General features: G+C 72.6%; 20 protein-coding genes and 1 pseudogene. 11 read left to right on the plus strand and 10 right to left on the minus strand.

Annotation, left to right across the window (positions count from 1 at the left end):
• Nucleotides 1-75: 75 nt before the first annotated feature.
• Complete coding sequence (locus R4Z63_RS28210; RefSeq protein ID WP_384445342.1) at nucleotides 76-837, plus strand: TetR/AcrR family transcriptional regulator; 762 nt, start codon at nucleotides 76-78, stop codon at nucleotides 835-837.
• Between the two features lie 98 nt (nucleotides 838-935).
• Here R4Z63_RS28210 and R4Z63_RS28215 read toward each other — a convergent pair whose 3' ends face one another.
• Nucleotides 936-1,862, minus strand: a complete 927-nt coding sequence (locus R4Z63_RS28215; RefSeq protein WP_384445340.1) for an SDR family oxidoreductase — start codon at nucleotides 1,860-1,862, stop codon at nucleotides 936-938.
• A gap of 238 nt (nucleotides 1,863-2,100) precedes the next feature.
• Between R4Z63_RS28215 and R4Z63_RS28220 the strand changes: the two genes are divergently transcribed.
• Nucleotides 2,101-3,378, plus strand: a complete 1,278-nt coding sequence (locus R4Z63_RS28220; RefSeq protein WP_384445338.1) for a cytochrome P450 family protein — start codon at nucleotides 2,101-2,103, stop codon at nucleotides 3,376-3,378.
• Nucleotides 3,379-3,427: 49 nt separating this feature from the next.
• Here R4Z63_RS28220 and R4Z63_RS28225 read toward each other — a convergent pair whose 3' ends face one another.
• From R4Z63_RS28225 to R4Z63_RS28255, 7 genes and pseudogenes are all read right to left on the minus strand, one after another.
• Nucleotides 3,428-4,606 carry a serine hydrolase domain-containing protein gene (locus tag R4Z63_RS28225; RefSeq protein ID WP_384445336.1) on the minus strand — a complete coding sequence of 393 codons (1,179 nt, stop codon included), beginning with the start codon at nucleotides 4,604-4,606 and terminating at the stop codon, nucleotides 3,428-3,430.
• A 205-nt stretch (nucleotides 4,607-4,811) separates the two neighbouring features.
• Nucleotides 4,812-6,398 carry a molybdopterin-dependent oxidoreductase gene (locus R4Z63_RS28230; RefSeq protein WP_384445334.1) on the minus strand — a complete coding sequence of 529 codons (1,587 nt, stop codon included), beginning with the start codon at nucleotides 6,396-6,398 and terminating at the stop codon, nucleotides 4,812-4,814.
• Between the two features lie 60 nt (nucleotides 6,399-6,458).
• Nucleotides 6,459-7,646, minus strand: coding sequence for an oxygenase MpaB family protein (locus R4Z63_RS28235; RefSeq protein ID WP_384445332.1), 1,188 nt, complete (start codon nucleotides 7,644-7,646; stop codon nucleotides 6,459-6,461).
• 57 nt (nucleotides 7,647-7,703) lie between these two features.
• Nucleotides 7,704-8,738 carry a polyprenyl synthetase family protein gene (locus tag R4Z63_RS28240; protein WP_037916322.1) on the minus strand — a complete coding sequence of 345 codons (1,035 nt, stop codon included), beginning with the start codon at nucleotides 8,736-8,738 and terminating at the stop codon, nucleotides 7,704-7,706.
• Complete coding sequence (locus R4Z63_RS28245) at nucleotides 8,731-9,081, minus strand: hypothetical protein (protein WP_052030055.1); 351 nt, start codon at nucleotides 9,079-9,081, stop codon at nucleotides 8,731-8,733. The genes R4Z63_RS28240 and R4Z63_RS28245 overlap by 8 nt, the downstream gene beginning before the upstream one ends.
• 246 nt (nucleotides 9,082-9,327) lie before the next feature.
• A pseudogene (locus tag R4Z63_RS28250) lies at nucleotides 9,328-9,561 on the minus strand (alpha-N-acetylglucosaminidase C-terminal domain-containing protein); the annotation flags it as partial.
• Between the two features lie 182 nt (nucleotides 9,562-9,743).
• Nucleotides 9,744-11,432, minus strand: a complete 1,689-nt coding sequence (locus R4Z63_RS28255) for a ricin-type beta-trefoil lectin domain protein (protein WP_384445330.1) — start codon at nucleotides 11,430-11,432, stop codon at nucleotides 9,744-9,746.
• Nucleotides 11,433-11,587: 155 nt separating this feature from the next.
• Here R4Z63_RS28255 and R4Z63_RS28260 point away from each other — a divergent pair, with 155 nt between their 5' ends.
• Complete coding sequence (locus R4Z63_RS28260; protein ID WP_037916327.1) at nucleotides 11,588-12,229, plus strand: TetR/AcrR family transcriptional regulator; 642 nt, start codon at nucleotides 11,588-11,590, stop codon at nucleotides 12,227-12,229.
• 14 nt (nucleotides 12,230-12,243) lie between these two features.
• On the plus strand, nucleotides 12,244-13,194 hold the full coding sequence (locus R4Z63_RS28265; protein ID WP_384445328.1) for a serine/threonine dehydratase: 951 nt from the start codon (nucleotides 12,244-12,246) through the stop codon (nucleotides 13,192-13,194).
• Between the two features lie 36 nt (nucleotides 13,195-13,230).
• Here R4Z63_RS28265 and R4Z63_RS28270 read toward each other — a convergent pair whose 3' ends face one another.
• Nucleotides 13,231-13,704 (minus strand): universal stress protein, encoded by a 474-nt coding sequence (locus R4Z63_RS28270; protein WP_384445326.1) that lies wholly within the window; start codon nucleotides 13,702-13,704, stop codon nucleotides 13,231-13,233.
• 189 nt (nucleotides 13,705-13,893) lie between these two features.
• On the opposite strand from R4Z63_RS28270, the gene R4Z63_RS28275 reads away from it, so the two are divergent.
• Nucleotides 13,894-14,259 carry a hypothetical protein gene (locus tag R4Z63_RS28275; protein WP_037916336.1) on the plus strand — a complete coding sequence of 122 codons (366 nt, stop codon included), beginning with the start codon at nucleotides 13,894-13,896 and terminating at the stop codon, nucleotides 14,257-14,259.
• Nucleotides 14,260-14,263: 4 nt separating this feature from the next.
• On the opposite strand, the gene R4Z63_RS28280 is transcribed toward R4Z63_RS28275, so the two are convergent.
• Nucleotides 14,264-15,322 (minus strand): AraC family transcriptional regulator ligand-binding domain-containing protein, encoded by a 1,059-nt coding sequence (locus R4Z63_RS28280; RefSeq protein WP_384445324.1) that lies wholly within the window; start codon nucleotides 15,320-15,322, stop codon nucleotides 14,264-14,266.
• A gap of 268 nt (nucleotides 15,323-15,590) precedes the next feature.
• Between R4Z63_RS28280 and R4Z63_RS28285 the strand changes: the two genes are divergently transcribed.
• From R4Z63_RS28285 to R4Z63_RS28310, 6 genes are all read left to right on the plus strand, one after another.
• A complete protein-coding gene (locus R4Z63_RS28285) occupies nucleotides 15,591-16,979 on the plus strand; it encodes a serine hydrolase domain-containing protein (protein WP_384445322.1) in 1,389 nt (462 codons plus the stop codon).
• Between the two features lie 320 nt (nucleotides 16,980-17,299).
• On the plus strand, nucleotides 17,300-18,631 hold the full coding sequence (locus R4Z63_RS28290; RefSeq protein WP_384445320.1) for an ABC transporter substrate-binding protein: 1,332 nt from the start codon (nucleotides 17,300-17,302) through the stop codon (nucleotides 18,629-18,631).
• Between the two features lie 80 nt (nucleotides 18,632-18,711).
• Entirely contained in the window at nucleotides 18,712-19,587 is an 876-nt protein-coding gene (locus tag R4Z63_RS28295) for a carbohydrate ABC transporter permease (RefSeq protein WP_052030216.1), read from the plus strand.
• Complete coding sequence (locus R4Z63_RS28300) at nucleotides 19,584-20,447, plus strand: carbohydrate ABC transporter permease (protein ID WP_384445318.1); 864 nt, start codon at nucleotides 19,584-19,586, stop codon at nucleotides 20,445-20,447. Before R4Z63_RS28295 ends, R4Z63_RS28300 begins: the two co-directional genes overlap by 4 nt.
• A gap of 86 nt (nucleotides 20,448-20,533) precedes the next feature.
• Nucleotides 20,534-23,560 carry an alpha-mannosidase gene (locus R4Z63_RS28305; protein WP_384445316.1) on the plus strand — a complete coding sequence of 1,009 codons (3,027 nt, stop codon included), beginning with the start codon at nucleotides 20,534-20,536 and terminating at the stop codon, nucleotides 23,558-23,560.
• Between the two features lie 187 nt (nucleotides 23,561-23,747).
• A complete protein-coding gene (locus R4Z63_RS28310; RefSeq protein ID WP_384445314.1) occupies nucleotides 23,748-25,781 on the plus strand; it encodes an oxidoreductase in 2,034 nt (677 codons plus the stop codon).
• Nucleotides 25,782-25,791: the final 10 nt, after the last annotated feature.

Genomic DNA, 25,791 nt, shown 5'->3' on the forward strand with positions numbered 1-25,791 from the left:
CTCACTGCGCTTTACTCTATACGGTGTATTCTGTACGGCGTAGTGAATTGATGGAGTGTGTGCGGAGGCCGGGACATGGTGCAGGATCGCAGCGGGGCGGGAGACCCCGTCCGCACGCTGGAGCTTTTGTGGCGCGCGTCCGGACAGCCCGCGCAGCCGGGTCGCCGCGGCCCGCGGCAGGGCCTCAGTGTCGACGCCGTCGTCCGCGCCGCGACCGTGCTCGCCGACGAGGAAGGGCTGGCCGCGCTGACCATGCGGGCGCTCGCGCAGCGGCTCGGTGTGACGCCGATGACGCTCTACACGTACGTCCCCGGCAAGGCCGAGCTCCTCGACCTGATGCTCGACGACGCCTACCTGCGGATGGAGCGCCGTCCGGCGGACCCGAAGGAGCCCTGGCGGGCGCGGGTGACCCGGGTCGCCGAGGACAACCGGGACCTGATGCTCCGCCACCCCTGGATCACCGGCCTGGCCGTCACGCGTCCGCCGCTGGGCCCCGGGGTGATCGGGAAGTACGAGCACGAGCTGGCGGCCTTCGACGGTATCGGGCTCACCGACACCGAGATGGATGCCGCCCTGACCCACCTGCTCGGCTTCGTGCACGCCAACGCGCTGGCCGCCGCCGACGACGCCGACCACAACAGCCGCCTGAGCCAGGAGGACTGGTGGGCCGTCAGCGCGCCGCTGCTGGAACGCGTCCTGGAGCCCGACCGCTACCCCCTGGCGACCCGGGTCGGCACCGCGGTCGCCGGCTACCACCCCGGGACGATCTGGGCCTTCGGCCTCCGATGCGTCCTGGACGGCCTCGCCCACCGCCTGTCCTCCCGCGCCGCCCCGTGAGCCGTCGTCCGGCCCCCGGGGCGCCGGGGCGCCGACGGGCTGGTGGGGTGACCCGGTGAGCCTCCGCGGACGTAACGGCAAGATCCGAAAGAGACGGCCTAGCGGTAGCCGGTGGTGTCCGCAGGGTGGCCGGGATCCTGGACTTCGACCAGGTAGCGCCAGGCGTCGGGGCGGCTGCCGTCCAGGTCGGTGAAGCCGTAGACCCGTGCCAGCCCGCCGCTGGAGAGGGACTGGCCGTTCCAACGGGACACCTCCGGGTCCGCGGCGAGGGCCGCGACCGCGCGGCCCACGTACGCGGGGGTCTCGGAGATCGCGAAGTGCGGAACCTCGGCCAGCGCGTCCCGCCAGTTCTCCTCCCGCACCCCGAAGGCGTCGAGCATCATCTCCGAGCGCAGCCAGCCCGGTGTCAGGGCCACCGCCGTTGCCCCCCGTGGACCCAGCTCGTGCCCCAGGGCGAACGCCATCCGCAGCACGCAGGACTTGGCGATGTCGTAGAAGAAGGAGACCCGGTAACGGGTCGCGTTGTAGTCGGCGGTGCCGTCCGTCATCTCCACCACCAGGCCACCCGGCTCGCGCAGCAGCAGCGGCACCGCGAAATGGCTGGTGACGGCATGCGTCTCCACCGCCAGTCGCATCAGCCGAAGCCCCTTGTCCAGGTCGTGCTCCCACACCGTGCTGTCCCACTCGAAGAGCAGCTCCCCGCCCCAGATGTCGTTCACCAACACGTCGAGGCGGCCCTGTTCGGCGTCGATCCGCCGCACCAGCGCCTCCACCTCACCGGGCACCAGATGGTCGGCGACCACCGCGATCCCCCGGCCGCCCGCTGCGGTGACCAGCTCGGCGGTCTCCTCGATCGTCTCGGGCCGGTCGTACTCCGAACGCCGGCCCGGGGTGCTGCGCCCCGACACGTACACCGTCGCGCCCCGCGCCCCCAGCTCGACCGCGATGCCCCGGCCCGCGCCCCGCGTGGCGCCCGCGACGAGGGCCACCCTGCCGTGGAGACCTCCGGTGCCTTCGAGAGTCATGCAACGACCCTACGGCGGCCGGCCCGCCCGTCACCCGCCCAACACGCGGGTTCCCGGCCGGGACGCCGGCGGACCACCCGCCGCAGCGCCCGCCGCACCGGCCGTGAGCCCGGCCCTTCACCACCCCCTCTCCCTCACCGAGACCGGCCGCCTGCACGGGCCGGGTACCGACTTGTCCAACCAGCCTTCGGGGCAGCACTGTTGACCGAGTCCCGTCCACCAGGTCAGGAGAACCGGTTTGTCCTCCCACGCCGCACCCGTCCCGCAGACTCCGTCCGGCCCGGACGCCCCGTACGTGATCGACCCGGCCGGAGGCTGCCCGCACGCCCTCAACGCCCGGCTGCGCGCCGAGCACGGGGCCGTCGCGCAGGTCGTGCTCCCCGGCGGAGTGCCCGGAGCGGTCGTCCTGGGCCATCACGCGCTGAAGGAGTTCCTCGCCCACCCCGAAGTGGCCAAGGATGCACGGCACTTCCCCGCCCTGCACGACGGCAGCATCCCCCGCGACTGGCCACTGCGGGCCTTCGCCGACGCCCGGGGCATGCACACCGCCGACGAGGACGACCACCGCCGTCTCCGTGCCCTGGTCGGCAGGGCTTTCACGGCGCGCCAGGTGGAACGCCTGCGCCCGCGCGTCGAGGAACTCACCGCCGAACTCCTCGACGACCTGGACCGGGCCGCCGCGGAATCGCCCGATGGGGTCGCCGACCTGCGCGAACACTTCGCGCTCCCGCTCCCGATGAGCGTGATCTGCGAACTGCTCGGCGTGGACCCCGGGCACCGGGCACGCCTCCACCACCTGTCCAACAAAGTGATCATCGCGACCGACACCACCCCGGCCGAGGCGATGGCCGCCGTACGGGAGCTCGTCGAACTCATGGGCACGATCGCCGCGACCCGCCGGGCGGAGCCGGGCGAGGACCTGACCAGCGCCCTGATCGCGGCCCGCGAGGACGACGGCGACCGGCTCAGCGAGGCCGAACTCGGCGGCACCATGCGGCTGATGCTCGTCGCGGGTCACGAGACCACCCTCAACCTCATCAGCAACGCCGTCCGCGCTCTGTGCACCCACCGCGACCAGCTCGCGCTCGTCCTGGAGGGCGGGGCGACCTGGTCGGACGTCGTGGACGAGACGCTGCGCTGGGACGGCCCCGTCAGCTGGTTCCCCTTCCGCTACCCCACCCGGGACCTGACCGTCGGCGGCACCGTGATCCCGCAGGGCACCCCGGTCCTCGCCGGCTATACCGCGGCCGGCCGCGACGAGGACGTCCACGGTCCGGACGCCGACCGATTCGACATCACCCGCCCCACGGCCGCCCGCAGCCTCTCCTTCGGGCACGGCGCACACTACTGCGTGGGCGCCCCGCTGGCCCGGCTGGAGGCCACCATCGCGCTTGAGCGGCTGTTCACGCGCTTCCCCGACCTCGACCTCGCCACCGCCGAGGTCGAACTGCCCCACCAGCGCAGCTTCATCGGCAACAGCGTCGAGGCCCTGCCGGTGCGCCTGCACCGTCGCTGACCCGCCGCTGTCCGCCGGGACCGGCCCCGGCGGACAGCGGGTCGGTGGGTCAGCCCAGGGACAGGGGGCGCTCCGGGGCCAAATGGGCGGCGATCGCCTGGAGCACGTTCGAGCTGGCGTTCCGGACGGTGCTGCCGCGACCCTGGGTCGCCACCGTGGCGATGGCGAGCTTCCGGGACGGCAGGTAGGCGACCGTACCCGCGTAGCCCGCGAAGGACGGGTTCTGCAGGATCCAGGTGTTCTCCACGGGCAGCCCCAGGGCGAACCAGGCGTTCCCCTTGATCTTGACGACCGGAGTCAGCTGGGCCTTGTGCGACTGGGGGGTGAGCAGCTTCCCCTCGCCGATCGCGGTGAAGGACTTCGCCATGTCCTCCAGTGTCGAGGTCATCACTGCCCCCTCCGCCACGGTCCACGACGGGTCCCAGTAGGTGGAGTCCTCGAACACCCCCCGCTCGTTGTCGAAGCCGTGCAGCACCGGCGGGGAGATCTCGGCCCTGGACGAGATGTCGGTCTGGGTCAGGCCCATCGGCTCAAGGACCTTCTCGCGCATCACCTCCCCCAGAGGCCTCTCCTCTACCCGGGCGATGATGTCTCCCAGGAGCACCCAGTCGGCGTGCGAGTAGGCGAAGCCCGAACCGGGCGGCCGGGCCATGGGCCTGGACATCGCGATCCGGACCAGCTCCTCTCCGGTCCAGTGCCGGAAGGGGTTCTCGTAGAGGGCGTCGATGAAGGCGTCGTCCGTGACGTAGTCCGCGTATCCGGCGGAGGCGGACGCCAGCATCCTCAGCGTGACCTCGTCCGCGTGCGGCAGGTCGGGGCGCCAGCGGGAGAGCTTGTCGTCGAGCGTCACCCTGCCCTCGTCGACCAGCCTGAGCAGCTCGGTCGTCATCAGGGGGATCGCGACCGACCCGATGCGGAACCGCATGTCCGTCGTCGCGGGGAAGCCCGTCATCGTCTCCCCGGCCGCGGCGGCCGACACCCGCTCGCCGTCGACCCACACCCCGGCCATCGCGGCGGTGAGCCGGTAGGTCTTCAGCGCGTCTGCGACCTGCCGCTCGACGAACGCCTCCGTGTCGGCCGGCAGGCACGTGCCGCCCCGCGAGACCTGGCCCGCCGGGCACTGCCGGGCGGCGCTCTCGGCGCGACCGGCCGGGTAGCCGCCCGCCAGGGCCGCGCCGAGCATGAGAGCTCCCACACAGGCGAGGGTGAAGGTCCTGGAATGTCGCACGGCGTGCCCCCCTTGCGGGTCGAAGACGAAGGTCCCCCGCCTCGCGATTGCAGGCCTCGTCCCGGCAGGCTAACCGGCGGCCCCACCCGCCGCACGCGGGAGGCGTTCCGCGAGTGACGTCCGCCGGTGACGTCCGCCGGTGACGTCCGCCGGTGACGCGGACGGCGGTCCTCCGGGGCGCCGGCCGGGCCCGGGCGCGAGGCGGTCAGCCGGGGTCCGCGACGCGGACCTGCACCGCGTGCCAGCCCGTTGCCCCGTCCGGCACGGTTCCGCCGCGCACCCCGGTCTGGACGGCGCCCGTACCGTCCGTCGCCCGGACCTCCAGGGTGTGCGGTCCGGCCGTCGCCTCCCACGGCCACACCCACTGCCGCCAGGTGTCCACGCCGTCCGCCGCGCCGAGCCGCGCCTCCTGCCAGGGGCCGCCGTCCACCCGTACCTCGACCCGGCGGATCCCGCGGTGCTGCGCCCACGCCACCCCCGCCACCGCCACCCGGCCCGGCCGCACGGCCGCGTAGGGGCGCGGGGTGTCGATCCTCGACTGGGTCTTCACCGGGGCCCGCTGCGCCCAGGACCTGCGGACCCAGTACGCGTCGTACGCCGCGAAGGTGGTCAGCCGCAGCTCGGTCAGCCACTTGCAGGCGGAGACGTACCCGTACAGGCCCGGTACGACCATCCGGACGGGGAAGCCGTGCGCGAAGGGCAGCGGCTCGCCGTTCATCCCCACGGCCAGCAGTGCCTCCCGGCCGTCCATCACCGTCTCGACGGGCGTGCCCAGCGTCATGCCGTCGACGGAACGGGCCACGAGCTGGTCGGCGGGGCCGCCCCGGGAGGGGGGCCGCACCCCGGCCTCGCGGAGCAGGTCCGCGAGCCGTACGCCCAGCCAGCGCGCGTTGCCCGCGTAAGGTCCGCCGACCTCGTTCGACACGCAGGTGAGGGTGATGTCGTGCTCGACCAGGGGTCGGGCGAGCAACTCCCGCAGGCCGACGGTGAGGGGACGCGGGACCCCCTCGCCGCGGATGCTCAGCCGCCAGGTGTCGGCGTCCACGCGGGGCACGACCAGAGCCGTGTCCACCCGGTAGAAGTCCCGGGCGGGGGTGAGGAAGGGGCCGACGCCGGGCACCCGCAGGTCCGCACCGGCCGGCACCGGCGGCGCGGGCACGGCAGGCGGGGGAAGGACCAGATCGGCCCTGGAGGCGGTCGCCCCCGCCGAGCCGTGGGCGCCAAGCCGCCGTCCGGCGAGGCCGGCCGCGCCCGCCGCGGCCAGGACGCCGACGACCAGTCGCCCGAAGCCGCGCCGGTCCATCGCCCAGGCACCGCCGGGCGGCGCCCCGCGCGGCCGGGGCCGGGTGGCCGCGGTGATCAGCACCCACAGCACACCGGCCGCGGCCAGTCCGCCGACGAGAGAGGGCAGGGCGTCCTTCCAGGAGGCCGCCGGCCGGCTGAGCGCGGCCGCCGCCCCCAGAAGCCCGAAACCGCCGGCGACCGCGATCCCGGCGGGCAGGCTGCGCAGGGCGAGCAGCCCGGCCCCGGCCGCGATCGCGGTGAGCGCGGCGACGACACCCGCCGTCAGGACCGTCTTGTCGGCGGTGCCGAACGCGGCGATGGCCCACTCCCTGACGGCGGTGGGCGTCAGATCGACGACCGCGGAGCCCACCGCGGTCACCGGGAAGGACTCCGGCCGGACCACCGCCGCGACCGGCTCCGCCACCGCGAGGCCCGCGAACGCGGCGACGACGCCGCAGACGGCGCCCGCCGCCCACCGCCTCCCGGAACCGCTCCGTCGTGCCCTCACACCGCCAGTCTGCCCCGGGGCCCGGCGCGGCGCGTCGCATCCGCGGGGGAGCGGCGCGCGTCAGTGCACGGGCGCCGGCGGCACCCAGCGCCCGGTGCGCGGCGCCTTCACCCCGTAGTCGTCCTTCAGCTCCGCGGGAATGGCGTGGTGCATCACCCTGCCCCGGGTCAGGGAGGCCAGCTCGAAGCCGGAGAGCAGCGAGCCGGCCCTGTCGAGCGCCCATTCCGCGTACGGGCTGCTGTCCTCGATGGTCTCCAGCAGCCCGAGGAACACCGGAACCGCCTTCGCCGCCGTGTCCCAGGCGGTGCGCGGGATCTCCAGCCAGTCGCCGATGGTGTCACCGACGAGGAACCGTACGGTGGCGGGGACCATCGGGTCGAAGAAGGTCCCCGGGACCACGTCCTCGTACATGCGCATCAACTGGGCGTTGAGGCGGACCCCTTCGGGCGAGGGGCCGAGGTTGCGCAGGAGGTAGAGGTCGCAGTAGTCGCGGGCCTCGGCGAGGGTCTCCGGCACCGCCGACATGTCGCAGCCGAGCATGGCGCCGACGACCCGCCAGGCGTAGAAGTAGGCCTCGGCGCCGTCCTCGCTCATGTGGATGCCGAGCCGGTGCATGGCGTCGAGGACCAGCAGCGAGAAGCAGATCTGCCCGCCGATCATGTCCTCTTGGCAGATGGGCACGCCGTCCTTCTCGACGTCCCAGTGGCCACCGTGGCGCAGGTGGTGGCGGACCGCCGCGTGCAGCAGCCGTACCTTCTGCGCGGCGGGGATGAACCTGCTGCCCTCCGCGAAGGAGTTGGTCTGCATCAGGTAGGTGACGAACTGCCCGGTGTTGGCCATCCGGCGCGAGGGGTACGCCATGGAGTGCGTCGAGGCCAGCAGCCGGGAGAGCCGCGGGACGGCGTAGGTCGCGGGCATGGCCGCGAAGGACAGGCCGGTGTTGATGTGGGCCGCGTTGTCCATGAAGAACAGCCTGGCCTGCTCCATCACGTCCCAGTCCACCCAGGACGGGGGCATGGCGGTCGCCTCGAAGTAAGCGCGTGCGGATGCCGGGAGTTGCTCGGGAAGCTTGTCGCCGGCGGTGGTGAAGAACCGCATGAGGGTGTTGAGGTCGCCGACCTCCTTGCGGCGGAACATCTCGGCGACGGTCTCGTCGGCGAGCGGATCACCCTGCGTGCTCAGGGCGTCGAGGGCGGCGTGGTCGTAACGGGGCCGCGTCGGCGCGGTCTTGGATGCGTTGGCGTTCACGTCGGTCGTCCTTGTCGTGTCATCGGGTGCGGCGGGCGGGAGGCGGGGCAACACGCCCTACAGGGCGCGGTCGGCGGCGGTCGCGGCCAGCCCGCCCAGAGCGGACCGGGCCTCCGCGGGCATCGGGGCGAGGTCCAGCGCGGCCCCGGCCCGGCCGATGCGCTCGCGGATCATGTCCTCCACCTGCTGCTTGGCCCCGCACCGCTCCATCAGCTCGCGCACCGAGGAGGCCTCTTCCTCGCCCAGTTCCGGATGGCCGACGAGCTTCGCGAGCATGCGGCGGTCGTCGGGCCCGACGGCCGCCACGGTCAGCGCGAGCAGGGCCGTGGGTTTGGCGTCCCGCAGGTCGTCCAGGTTGGACTTGCCCGTCCGGGCGGGGTCGCCGAACGTCCCCAGCAGGTCGTCGCGCAGCTGGAAGGCCTCGCCGAGCGGCAGGCCGTAGCCGGAGAAGGCGTCCAGCAGGGCGCCGGAGCCGCCGCCGAGGGTGGCACCGAGGTGCAGCGGCCGCTCCACCGTGTACTTGGCCGTCTTGAAGCGGGCCACCTCCAAGGACTCCGCCACCCGCGGTTCCCGGCCGTCTCGCGCCGCGGTGCGCAGCACCTCCAGGAACTCGCCCGCCATCGTCTCGCGGAGCAGGGCGGACCAGAGGGGGACGGTCCGGGCCAGGTACGCGCCGGGCAGCCCGCAGGAGGTGAAGACGTGTCCGGCGTACCCCATCAGCAGGTCGCCGAGGATCATCGCGAGGGCGGTGGAGCGCTGCCCGTTCGCGGCGAAGGCGGCGTGCGCGGTGGGCTGGCCGTGCCGTATGCGGCTGTCGTCGATGATGTCGTCGTGGGTGCAGGCCGCCGCGTGGACGAGCTCCATGGCGGCCGCGGCCCGGATCACCCCTTCGCAGTCGGGCTGGCCCGCCGCCCGCCACCCCCAGTACAGGAAGGCGGCCCGGATGCGCTTGCCCTGTGCCAGTGAGCGGCGTAACTGCTCGGAGAGCGGCGTGAGTTCGGCGTGCAGTCCGAGCAGGGCCCGCTCCTCCTCGTCGGCCAGCCGCCCGAGCACCCCGTCGATGCGCTCCTTGAATCCGGTGTGGTCATGCACAGGGGCGACCCTCGGAAGTGCCCTGCTGCGCGACCCGCCGGGCCATGGTCTCCAGGTAGTTCTCGCTACCCATTCCTGCCCGACGGGTGGCCAGTTCACCGCGCTTGCGCAGTTCCACCACACCGTCGGTGAGCAGTTCGCGCAGGTCGGCCCGGCGCAGCGCGCCCTGTGCGCGGTCGGCTGTCTGCCGCAACTGGTCGAGGGCCAGGTCGGCCACCCCTGCGGCGAGCAGCGTGAGCAGTTCCAGGGACGAGGCGGCGGAGCCGGTGCCCGTGGGCCGCTCCTGCTGCCGGCGGTCCTGTTCCCGCTGGTAGGCGCTTGGGTCGTGTTCGGTCTGGGACATGCTCGGGTGCCCTCCTGGTCGCGTCGCGCCGCGTGGCATCGGAAGGGGCGGCCACCGGATCGCTCCGGCGGCCGCCCCTGCTCTTCTCCGGGCCAGTCAACCGAGTGCCGTGCCGGTGCGGCCTACCGCTGCCGACGATCTCCCTCGCACGAGCGCCGACTTTCCTCCTGGCGGGTGATCGTCCTCGCATCGGGCCGTCGTCGCCGCGGCAGATGGGGTAGGCCGCTGGGGTAGGCCGCGCCTCGCTCAGCCGGCGGCCGCCGGCGGGAGGGCCGCCGCGACCGCGGCCGCCAGCCGGTACGGGTCCCCGCTCGGCCGGTCCGGATCCCGGGTGGTCCGCCGGGCCCACTCCTCCTCGAAGGCGTGCCAGTCGATCTCCCGTGGCGCCGCCCCGTGCACCAGCGCCTCGTCCGGCGTCGCGAAGTAGGCCGTCCACCGCCGCGCGTACAGCTCCGAGATCAGGCCGTTCCATTCGCGGTTGGCGTAGTCGTGGTGATCGCGCCGGTGGTGCCGGACACCGTGAAGGCGTCAGGCCCGGCCGCGGGCCCGGGCACCAGGGTGAACTGCCGTGCGTGCCGTGGGAGCAGCGGCTGCGGTTCCGGCTGGGGCCCCGGTTCGGGGCGAGGCCGTGGTTTCGCGTGGCTCATGCGGGAGTCCGGGCCTCAGACCGGCAGGGACCAGGCCTGGTCGACCCGGTGGTCGCCGCAGGGCGCCAGCCGCAGCCGCTCCGCGGGTGCGTCGGGAGTGGTGGCGGCTTGCGGCGCGGTCAGGCACAGGCCGCTGACCTCCTCCACCAGGGCTCCGTCCCGGCGGTGGAACCAGCTCTGGCCGGGTTGGGCGTGCTGTCGGGGCGCGCAGTCGGCCAGTTCCACGGAGCCGTTCTCGCCTGCCGAGAGGCATTCGCCGGCGAGCCGCAGGCGGGCGTCGTCGCCCAGGAACCACCGCTGGTCGGGGGCTCCGGTGCAGGCCCCCATCACGACCGCGCCGACCCCGGTGGTGTTCGCTCCGTCGGCGCAGCGGGCGCCGTCACCGACGATCTGCCCGGTCGGCACGGCCTCGGCGCAGCCGCGCGGGGTGAGCCGCCACACGGCGGTGTCATGACCGGCCAGCTTCCCGGTCAGCGCGTCGGACACCTCGCTGCGCGCACCGCTCCACAGGTCCTGGGCGTCAGCCGTGCAGGAGGGCAGGCCGATCTCGTCGAGCGGGACGCGGATGTCGCGGGTATTGGCGGAGCGGTTGAGTACGGCCACCGCACGGTCGCCGTTCGCGAGCGGGCGGACCAGGATCTCGAAGGTGGCGTTGGAGGAGACCACGGCGCCCTGAAGGCCCATCGGGTCCTGGTCCAGTGCGATCATCCGGGTGTTGCCGAGGGCGGCGAGCCCTTCCGGGGTCAGCTCGGAGACGTCGGAGGACAGGATGAACGGGGCGGCCATCATGGCCCAGAGGGCGACCTGGCTGCGGCCCTCGGCGGCCGTGAGGCCGGGGGCGCCGGCGAGCAGGAAGTCGGGGTCGTTCCAGTTGCCCGGGCCCGCGTACCGGCCGAGCCAGCGGTTGTAGCCGTAGTTGCCCAGCACCGAGTTCCACCGGGAGGTGGTGGGCGCGGCCGGGTTGTAGACCTTGATGTCCTTGCCCTCGCGCCACAACTGGCCGGTCTCGCCGACCCAGCCGAGCACCTTGTGCCAGTCGGAGCCGCCCCACTCGCCCTGCTGGAAGTAGGCGGGTGCGGAGGCGGACAGGACCATGTCCCGGCCGCTCTCGCGCAGGGCCTTCGCGACGCCGTTGTAGGCGTCCCGGTAGGCCTGTTCCTTGGTGCGCCCCGGAGGCACCCACAGGTTGCAGCCGTCCATCTTGACGTAGTCCACCTTCCAGGAGGCGAACTGCCGTGCGTCCCGGGCGTAGTGGTCGGGGCCGCCGCCCTGAGGGGCGCCGCTGCCCGGGTACTTCTCGCAGGTGAGGGAGCCGGCGTCCTGGTAGATGCCGAACTTCAGTCCTCTGGCGTGCAGGTACTCTCCGAGCCAGGCCATGCCGTGCGGGAACTTGGCGGTGTCGACGACCAGGTTCCCCCGGGCGTCGCGGCTCTTCGTCATCCAGCAGTCGTCGACGGTCACCGTGTCGTAGCCCATGGCGGCCAGCCCCGTGGACACGAGCGCGTCGGCGTTGGCGACCACCGTGGCCTCGTCGATGTCGCACATGTAGTGCGCCCAGTTGTTCCAGCCCATGGGAGGCGTGAGCGCGAGCGGGGTGTCCGAGGTCGCCCGCGGCTCGGCCGCCGCAGGGGCGGGGGAGAGCGCGAGGGCGAGGAGAGCGGCCGCGGTCAGACAGGGGAGCGTTGCGCGCAGGCGAGGCGGCACGGGGTCTCCTTGACGTGGGGGCAGTCGTGGGCCCAGTGCAGCGAGCAGGCCACCCGGTGTCAACGTATGTCGGTGCTTGTCAGCCGATGATCAGCAATATGGCTGCGATTGATGTCACACGAAAGAGGCGATACACCGTATGATACGTTGTATCAATGCCGAGGAGATCCGACGCCCTGGACCGCGCGACCCCCGAGGCCATTGCCGTGGCCGCCCTTCGGATCCTCGACGAAGAGGGGCCGCAGCGGCTCAGCTTCCGCACCCTTGCCGACCGCCTCGACGTCTCCCACGCCACCGTGCAGCGCCGCTGCGCGGACCTGGCCGGACTGCTCGACCTGTGCACCGAACACCTGGCCGCGCAGCTCCCCGAGATCCCCGCCGGCACCGACTGGGCGCAGGCCGCCGAGCAGCGGTTCCGCGCGCTGTACCTGCTGCTCACCGCGCACCCCGGGCTCCTCGTGCTGCGCGGCGGCCGGCCCTGGCTCGGTCGGCAGCTGCTGGCCCGGCTGGTCGAGCCGGCCCTCGCCGACAGCATCGCCGCGGGGATGACCGTCACCGAGGCGATCACCGCATACCGCCGCATGTACCTGCTCACGCTGGGCAGTGCGGCCTTCGTGGACCACCGCGATCCGGCCACGGCCACCTCCGCCTCGCGCGCCGCCCTGGCCGCGCTCGATCCCGAGGACTTCCCCGTGCTCAGCGGCGGACTGTCCGACGTGCTGCCGGCCCTGACGGACCACGAGGTGTACTACGGCGCCCTGCGCCAGCTGATCGAGGCCGCCCGGCCCACCACCTGATGGGGAGACCGACCATGGAACGTTCGCAGCACCTCGACCACGCCGCCGTGCGCGCCGCCGCCGCGCGGATCGAGGGCGAGGTACGGCCCGTCACCGTGGCGCCCGCGGCCGACGGCCTCTGGTACGCGCTGGAGTACCTCCAGCACACCGGCAGCTTCAAGGCGCGCGGCGCCCGCAACTTCCTCGCCGCCCACCACGACGCCGGCACTCTCCCGGCCGCCGGCGTCACCATCGCCTCCGGCGGCAACGCCGGACTGGCCTGCGCCTGGGCGGCCCGTGCGCTGTCCGTGCCCGCGACGGTCTTCCTGCCCGCCAACGCCCCGCGCGTGAAGGTGGAACGGCTTCGGGGCTACGGGGCCGACGTCCGGCTCGTCGGTGACCGGTACGCCGAGGCACTCGCCGCCTGCCAGGAGTTCGCCGCCGCCAGCGGGGCGCTGAGCAGCCACGCGTACGACCACCCGCTCATCGCCGCCGGGGCCGGGACGCTCTTGGAGGAGATCCGCGACGCCCTGCCCGGGCTGGACACCGTGGTCGTCGCGGTGGGTGGCGGCGGACTGTTCGCCGGCGTGGCCACCGCCGCGCGCGAACACGGTGTACGGGTCGTCGCGGCCGAACCGGAGAACTGCCGTGCGTTGAACGCGGCCCTGCAGGCGGGCCGGCCCGTCGACGTGGCCGTGGACTCCGTGGCGGCCGACTCCCTGGGAGCCACCCGGGTCTCGGCCGACGCGATGGCGGCCGCGCAGGAGGAGAACGTGACGTCGGTCCTGGTGTCCGACGAGGCGATCACGGCGGCCCGGCGCGCCGTATGGGAGGACTACCGGATCGTCGTCGAGGCGGGCGCGGCCACCGCCCTGGCAGCGGTGCGCGAAGCACCGCAGCCGCTGGGCAAGACGGTGGCCGTCGTCCTGTGCGGGGCCAACACCGACCCGCGGGACCTGACGGACCTGACGGACCCGGCGGCCTGACGCGCCGGGCTCGGGAGCCGGGGCGGCGCGGGACGGTCAGGCGTCGCCCCCGTCCCCGCTCGCGCGGACGACCACCACGGTGCTTGCGGAGTGCTGTACGACCTGCTGGCTCACCGATCCCAGCAGCGCGCCCTTGAAGCCCCCGTAGCCGCGAGTCCCGACCACCGTCAGGTCCGCCTCCTTCGACGCGTCCACCAGGACTTGTGCCGGCGGGCCCTGCTCGACGCGGCGGAAGACCGGCACCCCGGGAGAGGCGCCCACGGCCGCGGTGACGGTGTCCGCCAGCTTCCGGCGGGCCGCCTCCTCGGCCGTCACCGCCTCCTGCTCCGCGAACTGGGCCTGTGCCATGCCGACGGCGAAGGGGTTGCGGTTCCACTCCCAGGCCATGACGGCGTGCACCCGGCCGCCGGTGAGCCGGGCCTGCTCCACGGCCCAGCGCACGGCCTCCCCGGAGTGGGAGGAACCGTCCACGCCGACGACGATCAGAGGCTCGGTGGTGTGCTCACTCACGATGGTTCCTCTCGTTCCGCCCGGAAGGTCGATCTTCTCCCTGTATACACGGAGCGGTCGGCCGACCTCGAACGACGATCGTCGCGGCGGACGGCGACTTTCGAGGACAGCGCGCGGCCCCCCGCCCTTGCGAGGGTGTGAGCGTCCAGGCGATCACCGCCGGACGCGAAGCGACTTGGAGGAACGGGCGTGGCTCAGCGCAAGGGTTGTCTGATCGGCTGCGGCGTGGCGCTGGTGCTGGGTATCGGCGCCGTCGTCGCGGTGGTCTTCGGCGTGGCGAAGATCGCCGACGTGGCCGACAAGAGCCTGGTCGACCCCGTGGTCTACGAGGGTGTGAAGACCGGTGACGCGGAGGGCGACGTCCGTGCGAAGCTCCCGTCGGGCGAGAGCTTCGTCAAGAGCGCCCTCAAGGACGGCGGACCGGTCGAGCCCGAAGGCAGCACCTGCGCCTGGTACCTCTCCACCGCTGACGCCGAGGCGGGCCAGGAGACGGTGCTCCGCTTCTGCTTCAAGGACGGGAAGCTCGCGGAAAAGACCAAGTACCCGCTGAAGTAGCGGGTCAGGCGCCGCCCGGGGCGGCGGGCGCGGTGAGGGGGGCCGCGTTGCGGATGTCACGGGGTGCCCGACCGTCCCAGCGCCGCACCGCCCGGCGCAGCGCCCGCATGTCGCTGTACCCGACCCGGGCCGCGATCACCTGAAGCGGTAGATCGGTGGTCCGCAGCAGCTCCATGGTCCGCTCCTCGCGCACGGATTCGACCTCCTCGCGCCAGGTCGTGCCGAGCTCCCGCAGACGCCGCTGCAGCGTGCGTGGGCTCATCGCCAGCCGGCCCGCCACGTGCTCAAGGCTCACGGTGTCCTCCCGGAAGGCCCCGGCGAGAACCATCCTGAAGCTGTCCTGCCAGAGCACGACCGGCTGGGCGGCCGCCAGGGTCAGCTGGGCCTGCTGCAGCAGGAGGCGGTCCAGACCCGGTTGCGCCTTGGGCAACGGCGCCCGCACGTCGTCGTCGTGGAAGGTGATGGAGTTGTACGGCGCCCCGAAGTCGATGCGGGCGGTGCCGAAGAGCTCCGCCAGGCGGCGGTGGCCGGCGGGCGCGCCGTGCGACACGGACACGCGCAGCGGGATGAGGGGCCGCCCGGTGGCGGCCCGCGCCCGGGTCAGGAACATGGCCAGGGCGAACCAGTCGATCGCCTCCACCACGTCCGGCCCCCAGCTTCCCGTCGCGTGACGGATGGTGAAGCGGCACCCGTCCTCTTCGATGAGGAGCCTCTCGTGGGCCGGGTCGCCGATGACGGCGCTGTACTCCACCACCTGCTTCAGGGACTCCCGGAGGCTGGGCCCGCTGGTGATCAGATAGTCCCACAGGCCGAACGTGCCGATCGGTGCCTCTTCGGTGAGCAGCGCGCCGACCGTGATCCCCGGCTCGGTGAGCGTCAGCTCCTCCCACACGGCCAGCGCCGACGGGGTCGAGACCCGGGCCAGGTCGTTGCCCAGCACCTCGGGGCCGAGGTCGTGGAACCGGGCGAACCTGCCCATGTCCCCGCCCGACCGGCGCAGGGCGTCGACGATGAACCTCGCGAGATGTACGGATACGGTGCCGTGGGCGGGAGTGGGCTGCATAGGGCGGGTGACACTACCAGTCGGGCCCGCGCAACTCCGTGCAGAACCAGCAGCCCGGCGCTCCGGCCTCCCCGCCCGGCCTGAAACGCGCCCCCGGCGCCCCACCGCGGCTCCCGGGTGGCGCCGTGGGTCCCCTCACTGACGCGCGCGGGTCCTTACGGGCGCCGGGGGGACCTGCCTACGGTGGCGGCGATCACGGGGACGCGGATCGACGCCCGGCCCCGCACGTGCCGTGATCCCCACCAGACTCCGAGTCGAAGGGTCCGACGTGACGTTCTCACCTGCCCACTGGCAGAGCCGCCTCGACGCGTTGCGCACCGCCCACCGTGTTCCCGGCGCCACCCTGGCCGTGTTCGCCGACGGCCGCATCCACGAGCTGGCGAGCGGCCTGCTGCACCGCGGGACAGGGGTGGAGGCCACCACCGACTCGGTGTTCCAGCTCGGCTCGATCGCCAAGATCTACACCGCGACGCTGGTCATGCAGCTCGTCGACGCCGGCCGGCTGGACCTGGACACGCCCGTCGCGGACATCCTCCCGGAGTTCAGCCCGGCCGCCGCCCCCGGGGCGGGCAAGGAGATCACCGTACGCCGGCTCCTCAGCCACACCGCCGGCCTCACCCGCGATTTCACCTACGACAGCGGGCGCGGCGACGACTGCCTGGCCTTGTACGTGCGGGCCGCCCGGAACGTGGCACTCGACTGCCCGCCCGGCAGCGCCGTCTCCTACAGCAGCGTCGGCTACGGCATCCTCGGCCGCATCGTCGAGGTGGTCACCGGACGCACCTGGGACCAGGCCCTGAAGGAACGGATCGTCGCCCCCCTGGGCCTGACCCACACCATGACCCTGCCCGAGGAGGCCCTGGCCTTCCGCACGGCGATGGGTCACCTTCCCGGCGACGGGCCGGAGCCCGAACCGGCGCCGGCCTGGGACATGATGCCCCGCTCGGCCGGACCGCACGGGCGTGTCCTGGCGAGCGCCGCCGACGTGCTGCGCCTGGCCAAGATGCACCTCGACGGCGGCGCCACCACGGACGGCACCCAGGTCCTGGGCGCCCGCGCCGTCGCGGCGATGCAGCGGTGGGAGGTCGACGTCCCCGACCGGTGGACGGTCGGCGCGGACGGCTGGGGGCTGGGCTGGTCGCTCTACGACTGGAACGGAGTCCCCGGGTACGGTCACGACGGCGCCGCCCTCGGGCAGTACGCCTGTCTGCGCGTCGTGCCCGGCGCAGACGTCGTCGTCGTCCTGCTCACCAACGGCTCCGCGGGCCGCCGCCTGTGCGCCGACCTCCTGCGCGAACTCCTCGCGGACGTCGCCGAGGTCCGCATGCCGCCCCCCTTCATGCCGCCCGCGCACCCGCCTGCCGTCGACATGACCCCGCTGCTCGGCACCTACCGGCGCGAGGGCGTCGTCATCACGGTCGGCCTCGCCCCCGGCGGCACCCCGCACCTGCGCTACGAGTTCGCCGACGGCATGCGGGACTTCTCGCCGGCCCTGGAGATGGACCTCTTCCCGCTCAGCGCGACCGTCTTCGCCGCACCCGGCACCGATCCCTCCTTCGGCGAGGGCTGGGTGCCCGTCGTCTTCGCCGCCCTCGTCGACGGCACCCCCTGCTGCTACATCGGCATGCGCTGCGCCCCCAGGACGGCCTTCGGCTAACGCCGTGCGGACCGGGCGTGCGGGGCGAGGCGGGTGAGTGCGCGCCGGGAGGAGAGGGGCGACATAGAGTCAACACCGGCGTCCGCGCTGCCCCCCGCTCGAACCGGCACCGGCATCGGCGGGCCGTGCGCTGAAGCGCATCAGTGCAGTTCGGGGGTATGGAAATGCAGTAGGCCTGCGCTCCCTCCGCCACGCAGCGGGATACGGTACCCGTCGTCCTCGGCCAGCGCCGACCGGGCCTCGTTGACGAGGACTTCCTTTCCCGCGACGGTGGGCACCGCCTCCGGCGACGCGGCCGGACTTCTGCGAAGGCGGCGACGATGACCCGTTCGAATCCGACCCGTGCGGCTGTGGCCGCACTGGTGGCCGGCGCCCTCCTCTCGACCGGCGCGTGCGGTCTCGGCGGCGCCGGGAACGGCAAGGAGGCGCAGAGAACGGGCCGGGTCGCCGGTGAGATCACCTTCCGGACCCTCCAGCTGAAGCCCGCCTTCACCGGCTACGTACAGGCCGTCATCGACGCCTTCGAGAAGGAGCACCCCGGCGTCCAGGTCACGTGGGAGGACGTGCCGGGCGACGGCTACAACGAGAAGCTCGTCGCCGACGCCCAGGCCGGCGCCCTTCCGGACGTGATCAACCTGTCCACCGACTCCTTCCAGCTTCTTGGCGACCGGGGCCTGCTCGCCGACGTCGCCAAGCTCGACGGGGACTCGGCCCGGGAGTACGTACCGGGCGCCTGGGAGCAGTTCAAACTGCCGGGAAAGGGCGACAGCGTCTACGCCTACCCCTGGTACGTCACTCCGGAGATCCTCACCTACAACCGGGAGCTCTTCGAGCGTTCCGGCCTGGACCCGGCCGCACCGCCGACCAGCGTGGAGCAGTTCTTCGACTACGCCGAACAGATCGCCGCCCGGTCCGCAGGCCGCTACTCGGCCTTCATGGCCGATCCCAAGGGGCGGCTGCCCGGCGACTGGCAGAAGATGGGCGTCCCCCTGCTCAGCCCCCGGAAGGACCGGTTCACCTTCGACACCGGCAAGGCCGTCGAATGGGTGGAGCGGATGAAGGACCTCTACGCCAAAGGCGCGATGCCCAGGGAGTCGCTGCTGACGTCCGACGACATCAACCAGCTCTACGGCAGCGGCAAACTCGTCTTCGGCCCGGGTTCTCCGGGATTCGTCAAGGACATCAAGCAGAACGCCCCGCAGGTCTACGCCAAGACGCACGTCGCCGGAGCCATCACCGGCCGGCTCGGCCACATCGGCATCTACGCCCAGTCGCTCGGCATCAGAAAGGACACCGAGCACCCCGACGCGGCGGCCGAGTTCGCGAAATGGGTGACCAATGGACCCAACCAGGTGGAGTTCTCCAGGAGGGCCACCATCTACCCCTCCAACGCCCAGGGCCTCGCGGACCCGTTCTTCTCCGACCGGGGTGACGGCGATGACGCCGAGACCCTCGCCCGCGCGGTCGGAGCCGAGCAGCTGAGGACCGCCGCCCTCGACGCCAACACCCCGGTCCAGTGGACCAACCAGGTCGGGGACACCGTCGTACGGGAGGTGCAGAAGGCGATCCTGGGCGAGCAGGACGCCCGGACGGCGGTGAAGAAGGCAGAGGACGCGGCGAATCGGCTCCTCGCGGACGCGGCCCGCACGTGACGTCCGTCGGTACCCGCCCGCCCGAGGCGGACCCGCGCCGCGGCCGAGCACCGCTGCGGTCCACGGAGGCCGACAGCGGTCTGCCGCACCGCAGCCGGTGGACCCCGTACCTCTTCCTCGCGCCCGGTCTGGCGATGGTGCTGCTGTTCAGCCTCTGGCCGTTCGTCAACACCGTCGTCCTCTCCTTCACCGATGCCCGGATCCTGCGCGGTGGCGGTTTCGTCGGCCTCGACAACTACCGGCGGGCCCTCGCCGACCCCGACTTCTGGGTGGCGACCGGCAACAGCGTCCTCTACCTCCTGGTGGTCGTGCCCTGCCTGGTCGTCCTGCCGCTGGCCCTCGCCGTACTCGTCGAGGCCCGGATCCCCGGGATCGGCTTCTTCCGCTCCGCCTTCTACACCCCGGTGATCGCCTCCGCCGTGGTCGTCGGGCTGATGTGGCAGTGGGTCCTGCGCAGCGACGGCCTCGTCAACACCGTCTTCCAGCGGCTCCGCCTGGTCTCCGAGCCGGTCCCGTTCCTGACGGACAGCACGATGCTGCTGTTCTCCGCAATGATGGTGACCGTGTGGAAGGGCCTCGGCTACTACATGGTTTTCTACCTGGCCGCCCTCGGGAACGTTCCCGCCTCCCTCCACGAGGCCGCCGCGATCGACGGCGCCGGTCCCGTCCGCCGCTTCTTCAGCATCACGGTCCCGCAGGTGAAGCCGATGATGCTGCTGGTCGGCACCCTCTCCGCCATCTCCGCCCTGCGCGTCTTCACCGAGATCTACATCCTCGGCGGCGAGAGCGGAGGGCCCGGCGGCGGGGCCCGCACCCTGCCCTTCCTCATCCGCCAGGTGGGCCTCGGCTTCTCCGGCGAGACCGGCTACGCCAGCGCCGTCTCGATCCTGCTGTTCCTCCTCACCCTGGTCTTCAGTCTGCTGGGCCGCCGTCTGACGAAGGGGGACGAGGGATGAGCCCGGCATCCTCCGGCCGCGCCCGCCCGTCCTCCGGCCGCGCCCGCCGCCGGCTCGGCCCGGCCGCCCGCTACGGCACCCTGCTGCTCGTGCTCGTGGTCATGCTGGGCCCGATCGTCTGGCAGTTCCTGACCTCGATCCGCGGCCGTACCGAGAACGTGTACGACGGCGTGCTGCCCACGCAGCCCACCCTCGACAACTACGTCCGCGTCGCGGAGTCCTTCCCCCTGCTGCAGTACGTCGGCAACACCCTCGTCGTCGCGGTCCTCGCGGTCACCTCGAACATGCTCTTCGCCGCGATGGGCGGGTACGCCCTCTCCCGCGCCGGCTGGAAGGGCCGCGAGGTCGTCTTCACCGTCCTCGTCGCGACCCTGATGTTCCCCTTCGAGTCCGTGATGATCTCGATGTTCCTCACGATCCGCGAGATGGGCCTGATCGACACCCTCGTGGGCGTCTGGCTGCCCGGAGCGGTCTCCGTGCTCAACATCATGATCATGCGGGCGGCCTTCCTCGCCGTGCCCAGGGAGGTCGAGGAGGCCGCCGTGCTGGACGGGGCGGGCGAGTGGACCCGCTTCACCCGGGTGTTCGTCCCCTCCGCCAGAGGAGCCCTGGCGGTCGTCTGCATCACCAGCTTCATGGGCGCCTGGGACGACTTCCTGTGGCCCCTGCTGGTCCTCACCGACAGCGACCACTACACCCTCCAGCTCGGCCTGAAGACCCTGGCCGGCGCCACCACCGTCAACGACCAGCGGCTCATCGCCGCCGGCGCGATGGCCGCGCTGCTTCCCATGGTGCTCCTCTTCTTCGCCCTCCAGCGTTTCTTCTTCAAGGGCGTGGGCGAGGGAGCCGTCAAGCTCTGAACCGGACCCTCCGACGAACCAGCAGGCCCGACGCACCGACTGCGGGCCCCCGTACCGACCGACCACCACCTCCGGGAGCAGCTGCCATGCATGACGACCGCGGCATCACCGAACACCGCCTCCGCCGGGTGCTCCACGAGCGCATCAAGCCCGCCGTCCACTCCAGCTCGCTCCCGCTGACCGTCGAGCGCTGGGACGCCCCGGGCGAGCCCGTCCCCGTCGCCGAGGGCCTGGCGGCGCCCTACCAGCCCTGCGCGCCCGGCGACGCGTGGGGCCCGGCCTGGGGCACCACCTGGTTCAAGGTCACCGGAACCGTCCCCGTCGGCTGGGCGGGCCGAACCGTGGAGGCCGTCCTCGACCTCGGCTTCGACCGGATGATGCCCGGCTTCCAGTGCGAGGGCCTGGTCCACCGGGCCGACGGCGGCGAGATCAAGGCCCTTAACCCGTACAACGACTGGGTGCGCGTGGCTGACCGCGCCGAGGGCGGCGAGCGGATCGAATGGTACGTCGAGGCCGCCTCCAACCCCGTCCTCGTCGAGCACCGACCCTCCTACGAGGGGGACGCGCGCACCAGTGACGACCGGCCCCTCTACCGCCTCACCCGGATGGACCTCACCCTCTTCGAGACCGAGGTCTGGGAACTGGTCCAGGACCTGGACGTGCTCTACGAGTTGATGATGCAGCTGTCCGTCGACGACACCCGCCGCCACACGATCCTGCACGCTCTCGGAGACGCCCTGGACGCGGTCGACCTGACCGACGTGCCCGGCACCGCGGCCGCCGCCCGCGCCCGCCTGGCCGGAGTCCTCGCCGCCCCCGCCCACGCCTCCGCGCACCGCATCAGCGCGGTCGGCCATGCGCACATCGACTCCGCGTGGCTGTGGCCGCTGCGCGAGACGGTCCGCAAGGTCGCCCGCACCACGTCCAACATGGTCAACCTCATGGACGAACACCCCGGTTTCGTCTTCGCGATGTCGCAGGCGCAGCAGCTCGACTGGATCAAGACCCACCGGCCCGAGCTGTTCGAGCGGGTCAAGAAGAAGGTCGCGGACGGGCAGTTCGTGCCGGTCGGCGGCATGTGGGTGGAGTCCGACACCAACATGGTCGGCGGCGAGGCGATGGCCCGCCAGTTCCTCTACGGCAAGAAGTTCTTCCTCGACGAGTTCGGCATCGACACGCACAACGTCTGGTTGCCGGACTCCTTCGGCTACACCGCCGCCCTGCCGCAGATCGTCAAGCTCTCCGGCTCCCGGTGGTTCCTGACCCAGAAGATCTGCTGGTCGCAGGTGAACCGGTTCCCCCACCACACCTTCTGGTGGGAGGGAATCGACGGCAGCCGCGTCTTCACGCACTTCCCGCCCGTCGACACCTACAACTCCGATCTCGGCGGCGCCCAGATGGCCCACGCCGCCCGCAACTACCGTGAGAAGGGCCGGGGTTCACGCTCCCTGGCACCCTTCGGCTGGGGCGACGGCGGCGGCGGCCCCACCCGCGAGCACCTCGCCCGCGCCCGGCGCCAGCGCGACCTGGAAGGCTCCCCGCGCATCGAGATCGAACGGCCGGACGTCTTCTTCGAGAAGGCCCGCGCCGAGTACGCGGACGCACCCGTCTGGGCCGGCGAGCTCTACCTGGAGCTGCACCGCGGCACCTACACCTCCCAGGCCAAGACCAAGCAGGGCAACCGGCGCAGCGAATCCCTGCTGCGCGAGGCCGAGCTGTGGGCGGCGACCGCCGCCGTACGAGTGGCCGGGTACGCCTACCCGTACGAGGACCTGGAGCGGATCTGGAAGACGGTGCTGCTCCACCAGTTCCACGACATCCTGCCGGGCTCCTCCATCGCCTGGGTGCACCGCGAGGCCCGCGAGACGTACGTTCGGGTGGCCGAGGAGCTCCGGGGGATCACCCTCGGCGCGCAGCGGGCGCTGGCGGGGGAGGGCGCCGAGGAACTGGTCTTCAACTGCGCCCCCTACGCCCGCCGCGGTGTTCCGGCGGGCGGGGCGGCCCACCCGGCGCCGCAGCCGCCGGAACCGGTCACCGTGGAGGAGCGGCACGGCGGCGGGCACGTCCTGGCCAACGGCCGGCTGCTGGTGGAGATGGACGGCCGGGGCCTGATCGTCTCCGTCTACGACCTGGAGGCGCGTCGCGAGACCGTCGCCCCGGGGGCTGCCGCGAACCTGCTCCAGATCCACCCCGACTTCCCCAACATGTGGGACGCCTGGGACGTCGACGCCTTCTACCGCAACAATGTCACCGACCTCGTCGGGCTGGACGGCCTGGACGTCGCCGAGAGCGGACCGCGGTCGGCGACCGTGCGGGTGACCCGCTCCTTCGGGCGGTCCCGAGTGGTCCAGCGGATCACCCTGCGGGCCGGCGCCAAGACGGTCGACATCGTCACGGACGTCGACTGGCACGAGACGGAGGCGTTCCTGAAGGCGGCCTTCCCCCTGGACGTGAAGGCCGACCGGACCGCGTCCGAGACCCAGTTCGGGCACGTGTACCGGGCCACGCACACCAACACCTCCTGGGAGGCGGCCAAGTTCGAGATCTGCGCCCACCGCTGGATCCATGCGGAGGAGCCCGGCTGGGGGGTCGCCCTGCTCAACGACTCCACCTACGGGCACGACGTGACCCGGGACGTACGGGCCGATGGCGGCCAGACCACCACCGTACGGCTCTCCCTCCTGCGCGCCCCGCGCTATCCGGACCCGGAGACCGACCAGGGTGCCCACACCCTGCGGTTCTCCCTCGCGCCCGGCGCGGGGATCGGGGACGCGGTCCGCGAGGGCCACGCGCTGAACCTGCCCGAGCGCACCGTGCACGGCGCCGGACCGGTCGCCCCGCTGCTGGCGGTCGACGAGGACGCGGTGGTGGTCGAGGCGGTCAAACTCGCCGAGGACCGCGGCGGCGACGTGATCGTCCGCCTCTACGAATCCCGCGGCGGCCGTGCCACGGCCACCCTGACGGCGGGCTTCCCGATTGCGGAGGCGGTCGAGAGCGACCTGCTGGAACGGCCCCTCGCGGGCACGGCCGTCTCGCCCCCGGCGCCGGACGGCACGGTCACCCTGAGCCTGCGCCCCTTCCAGATCCTGACGCTCCGCCTCCGCCGCGCCTGACCGGCTGCCGGTGCGGTGCGCAGCAGGGCGCCCGGCGGCGTGAGGTCCGCCACAGACGCGTGCGTCCCGGGCCCGACGGTCCGGGAAAGCCGGGCCCGACGGCCCGCGCCTGTTTATGCACCTAGTTGCAAAACGTGCGCGCCCTCGCTAGAACAGGTTCATCACCCCGCGCGAGGAGGCCACCCCGATGAATCCGCAGAGTTCCCAGAGCCGGTACCCGCACCTGCTGAGCCCCCTGGACCTCGGCTTCACCACCCTGCCCAACCGCGTGATCATGGGGTCGATGCACACCGGCCTCGAAGAGCACGAGGGCGGCTTCGAGCGCCTCGCCGCCTTCTACGCCGAGCGCGCCCGCGGCGGCGCCGGCCTCATCGTCACCGGCGGCATCGCACCGAACGACGCCGGACGCCCCTTCGAGGGCGGATCCCGCCTCACCACCGAGGAGGAGGCCGCCGAGCACCGCGTGATCACCGACGCCGTGCACGCCGAGGGCGGGAAAATCGCGATGCAGATTCTCCACTTCGGCCGGTACGCCTACCACAAGGACCTGGTCGCGCCCAGCGCCGTCCAGGCCCCCATCAGCCCCTTCGTCCCGAACGAGCTCTCCGACGCCGAGGTCGAGCAGACGGTGGACGACTTCGTCCGCGCCGCGCGCCTCGCCCGGCTCGCCGGCTACGACGGCGTCGAGATCATGGGATCCGAGGGCTACCTGATCAACGAGTTCATCGCCGCCGCCACCAACCGGCGCACCGACCGCTGGGGCGGGTCCTACGAGAACCGGGTCCGCTTCCCGCTGGAGATCGTCCGCCGTACCCGCGAGGCGGTCGGCGAGGACTTCATCCTGGTCTACCGCCTCTCCATGCTCGACCTGATCCCGGGCGGCTCCACCCTCGACGAGGTGGTCCACCTGGCCAAGGAGATCGAGGCGGCGGGCGCCACCATCATCAACACCGGGATCGGCTGGCACGAGGCGCGCATCCCCACCATCGCTACCTCCGTGCCCCGCGGCGCCTACACCTGGGTCACGAAGCGGCTGATGGGCGCGGTCTCCGTCCCGCTCGTGACCAGCAATCGCATCAACACCCCCGAGAAGGCGGAGGAGATCCTCGCCGACGGCCGCGCCGACCTCGTCTCCCTCGCCCGCCCCTTCCTGGCCGACGCAGACTTCGTCGCCAAGGCCGAGGCCGGCCGCCCCGAGGCGATCAACACCTGCATCGGCTGCAACCAGGCCTGTCTGGACCACACCTTCAGCGGCAAGATCACCACCTGCCTCGTCAACCCGCGAGCCTGCCACGAGACCGAGCTCGTGCTGTCGCCCACGCAGCTGAAGAAGCGCGTCGCCGTCGTCGGCGCCGGCCCGGCCGGCCTCGCCTGCGCCGTCTCCGCCGCCGAACGCGGCCACGCCGTCACCCTTTTCGAGTCCTCCGCCCACATCGGCGGCCAGCTCGACATCGCCCGCCGCATCCCGGGCAAGGAGGAGTTCGAGGAGACCATCCGCTACTTCGCCAACCGGCTCGACGCCCACGACATCGACGTCCGGCTGGAGACCCGCGCCGACGTCGAGACCCTCCAGGGCTACGACGAGGTCGTCGTCGCCACCGGCGTCACCCCCCGTACCCCCGACATCGAGGGCGTGGACCACGCCAACGTCGTCAGCTACCTCGACGTGCTGCGCGACGGCGCCCCCGTCGGCGAGCGCGTCGCCGTCGTCGGAGCCGGCGGCATCGGCTTCGACGTCGCCGAGTACCTCACCGACAGCGGCGAGGGAGCCTCCCAGGACCCGGACGTCTACTTCCGCCACTGGGGCGTCGACACCGCGTACACCGGACCCGGCGGGCTCACGGCCCCCGAGCGCCCCGCCCCGCCGCGCCAGGTCCACCTGCTCCAGCGCAAGGCCACCAAGGTCGGCGCCGGCCTCGGCACCACCACCGGCTGGATCCACCGCGCCGAGCTCAAGCACCGCGGGGTCGTCTCCGTCGCAGGTGCCTCCTACGACCGCATCGACGACGAGGGCCTGCACATCACCGTCGGCGGCGAGCAGCGCCTCGTACCCGCCGACACGGTCGTCCTGTGCACCGGCCAGGAGCCGCGGCGCGACCTGTACGAGGCCCTGCGCGCGGCCGGCGTCGAGGCCCACCTGATCGGGGGCGCCGACGTGGCGGCCGAGCTCGACGCCAAGCGGGCCATCCGCCAGGGAACCGAACTGGCCGCGAAGCTCTGACCGAAAGGGG

The sequence above is a fragment of the Streptomyces sp. PL-29 genome, from assembly GCF_058344425.1.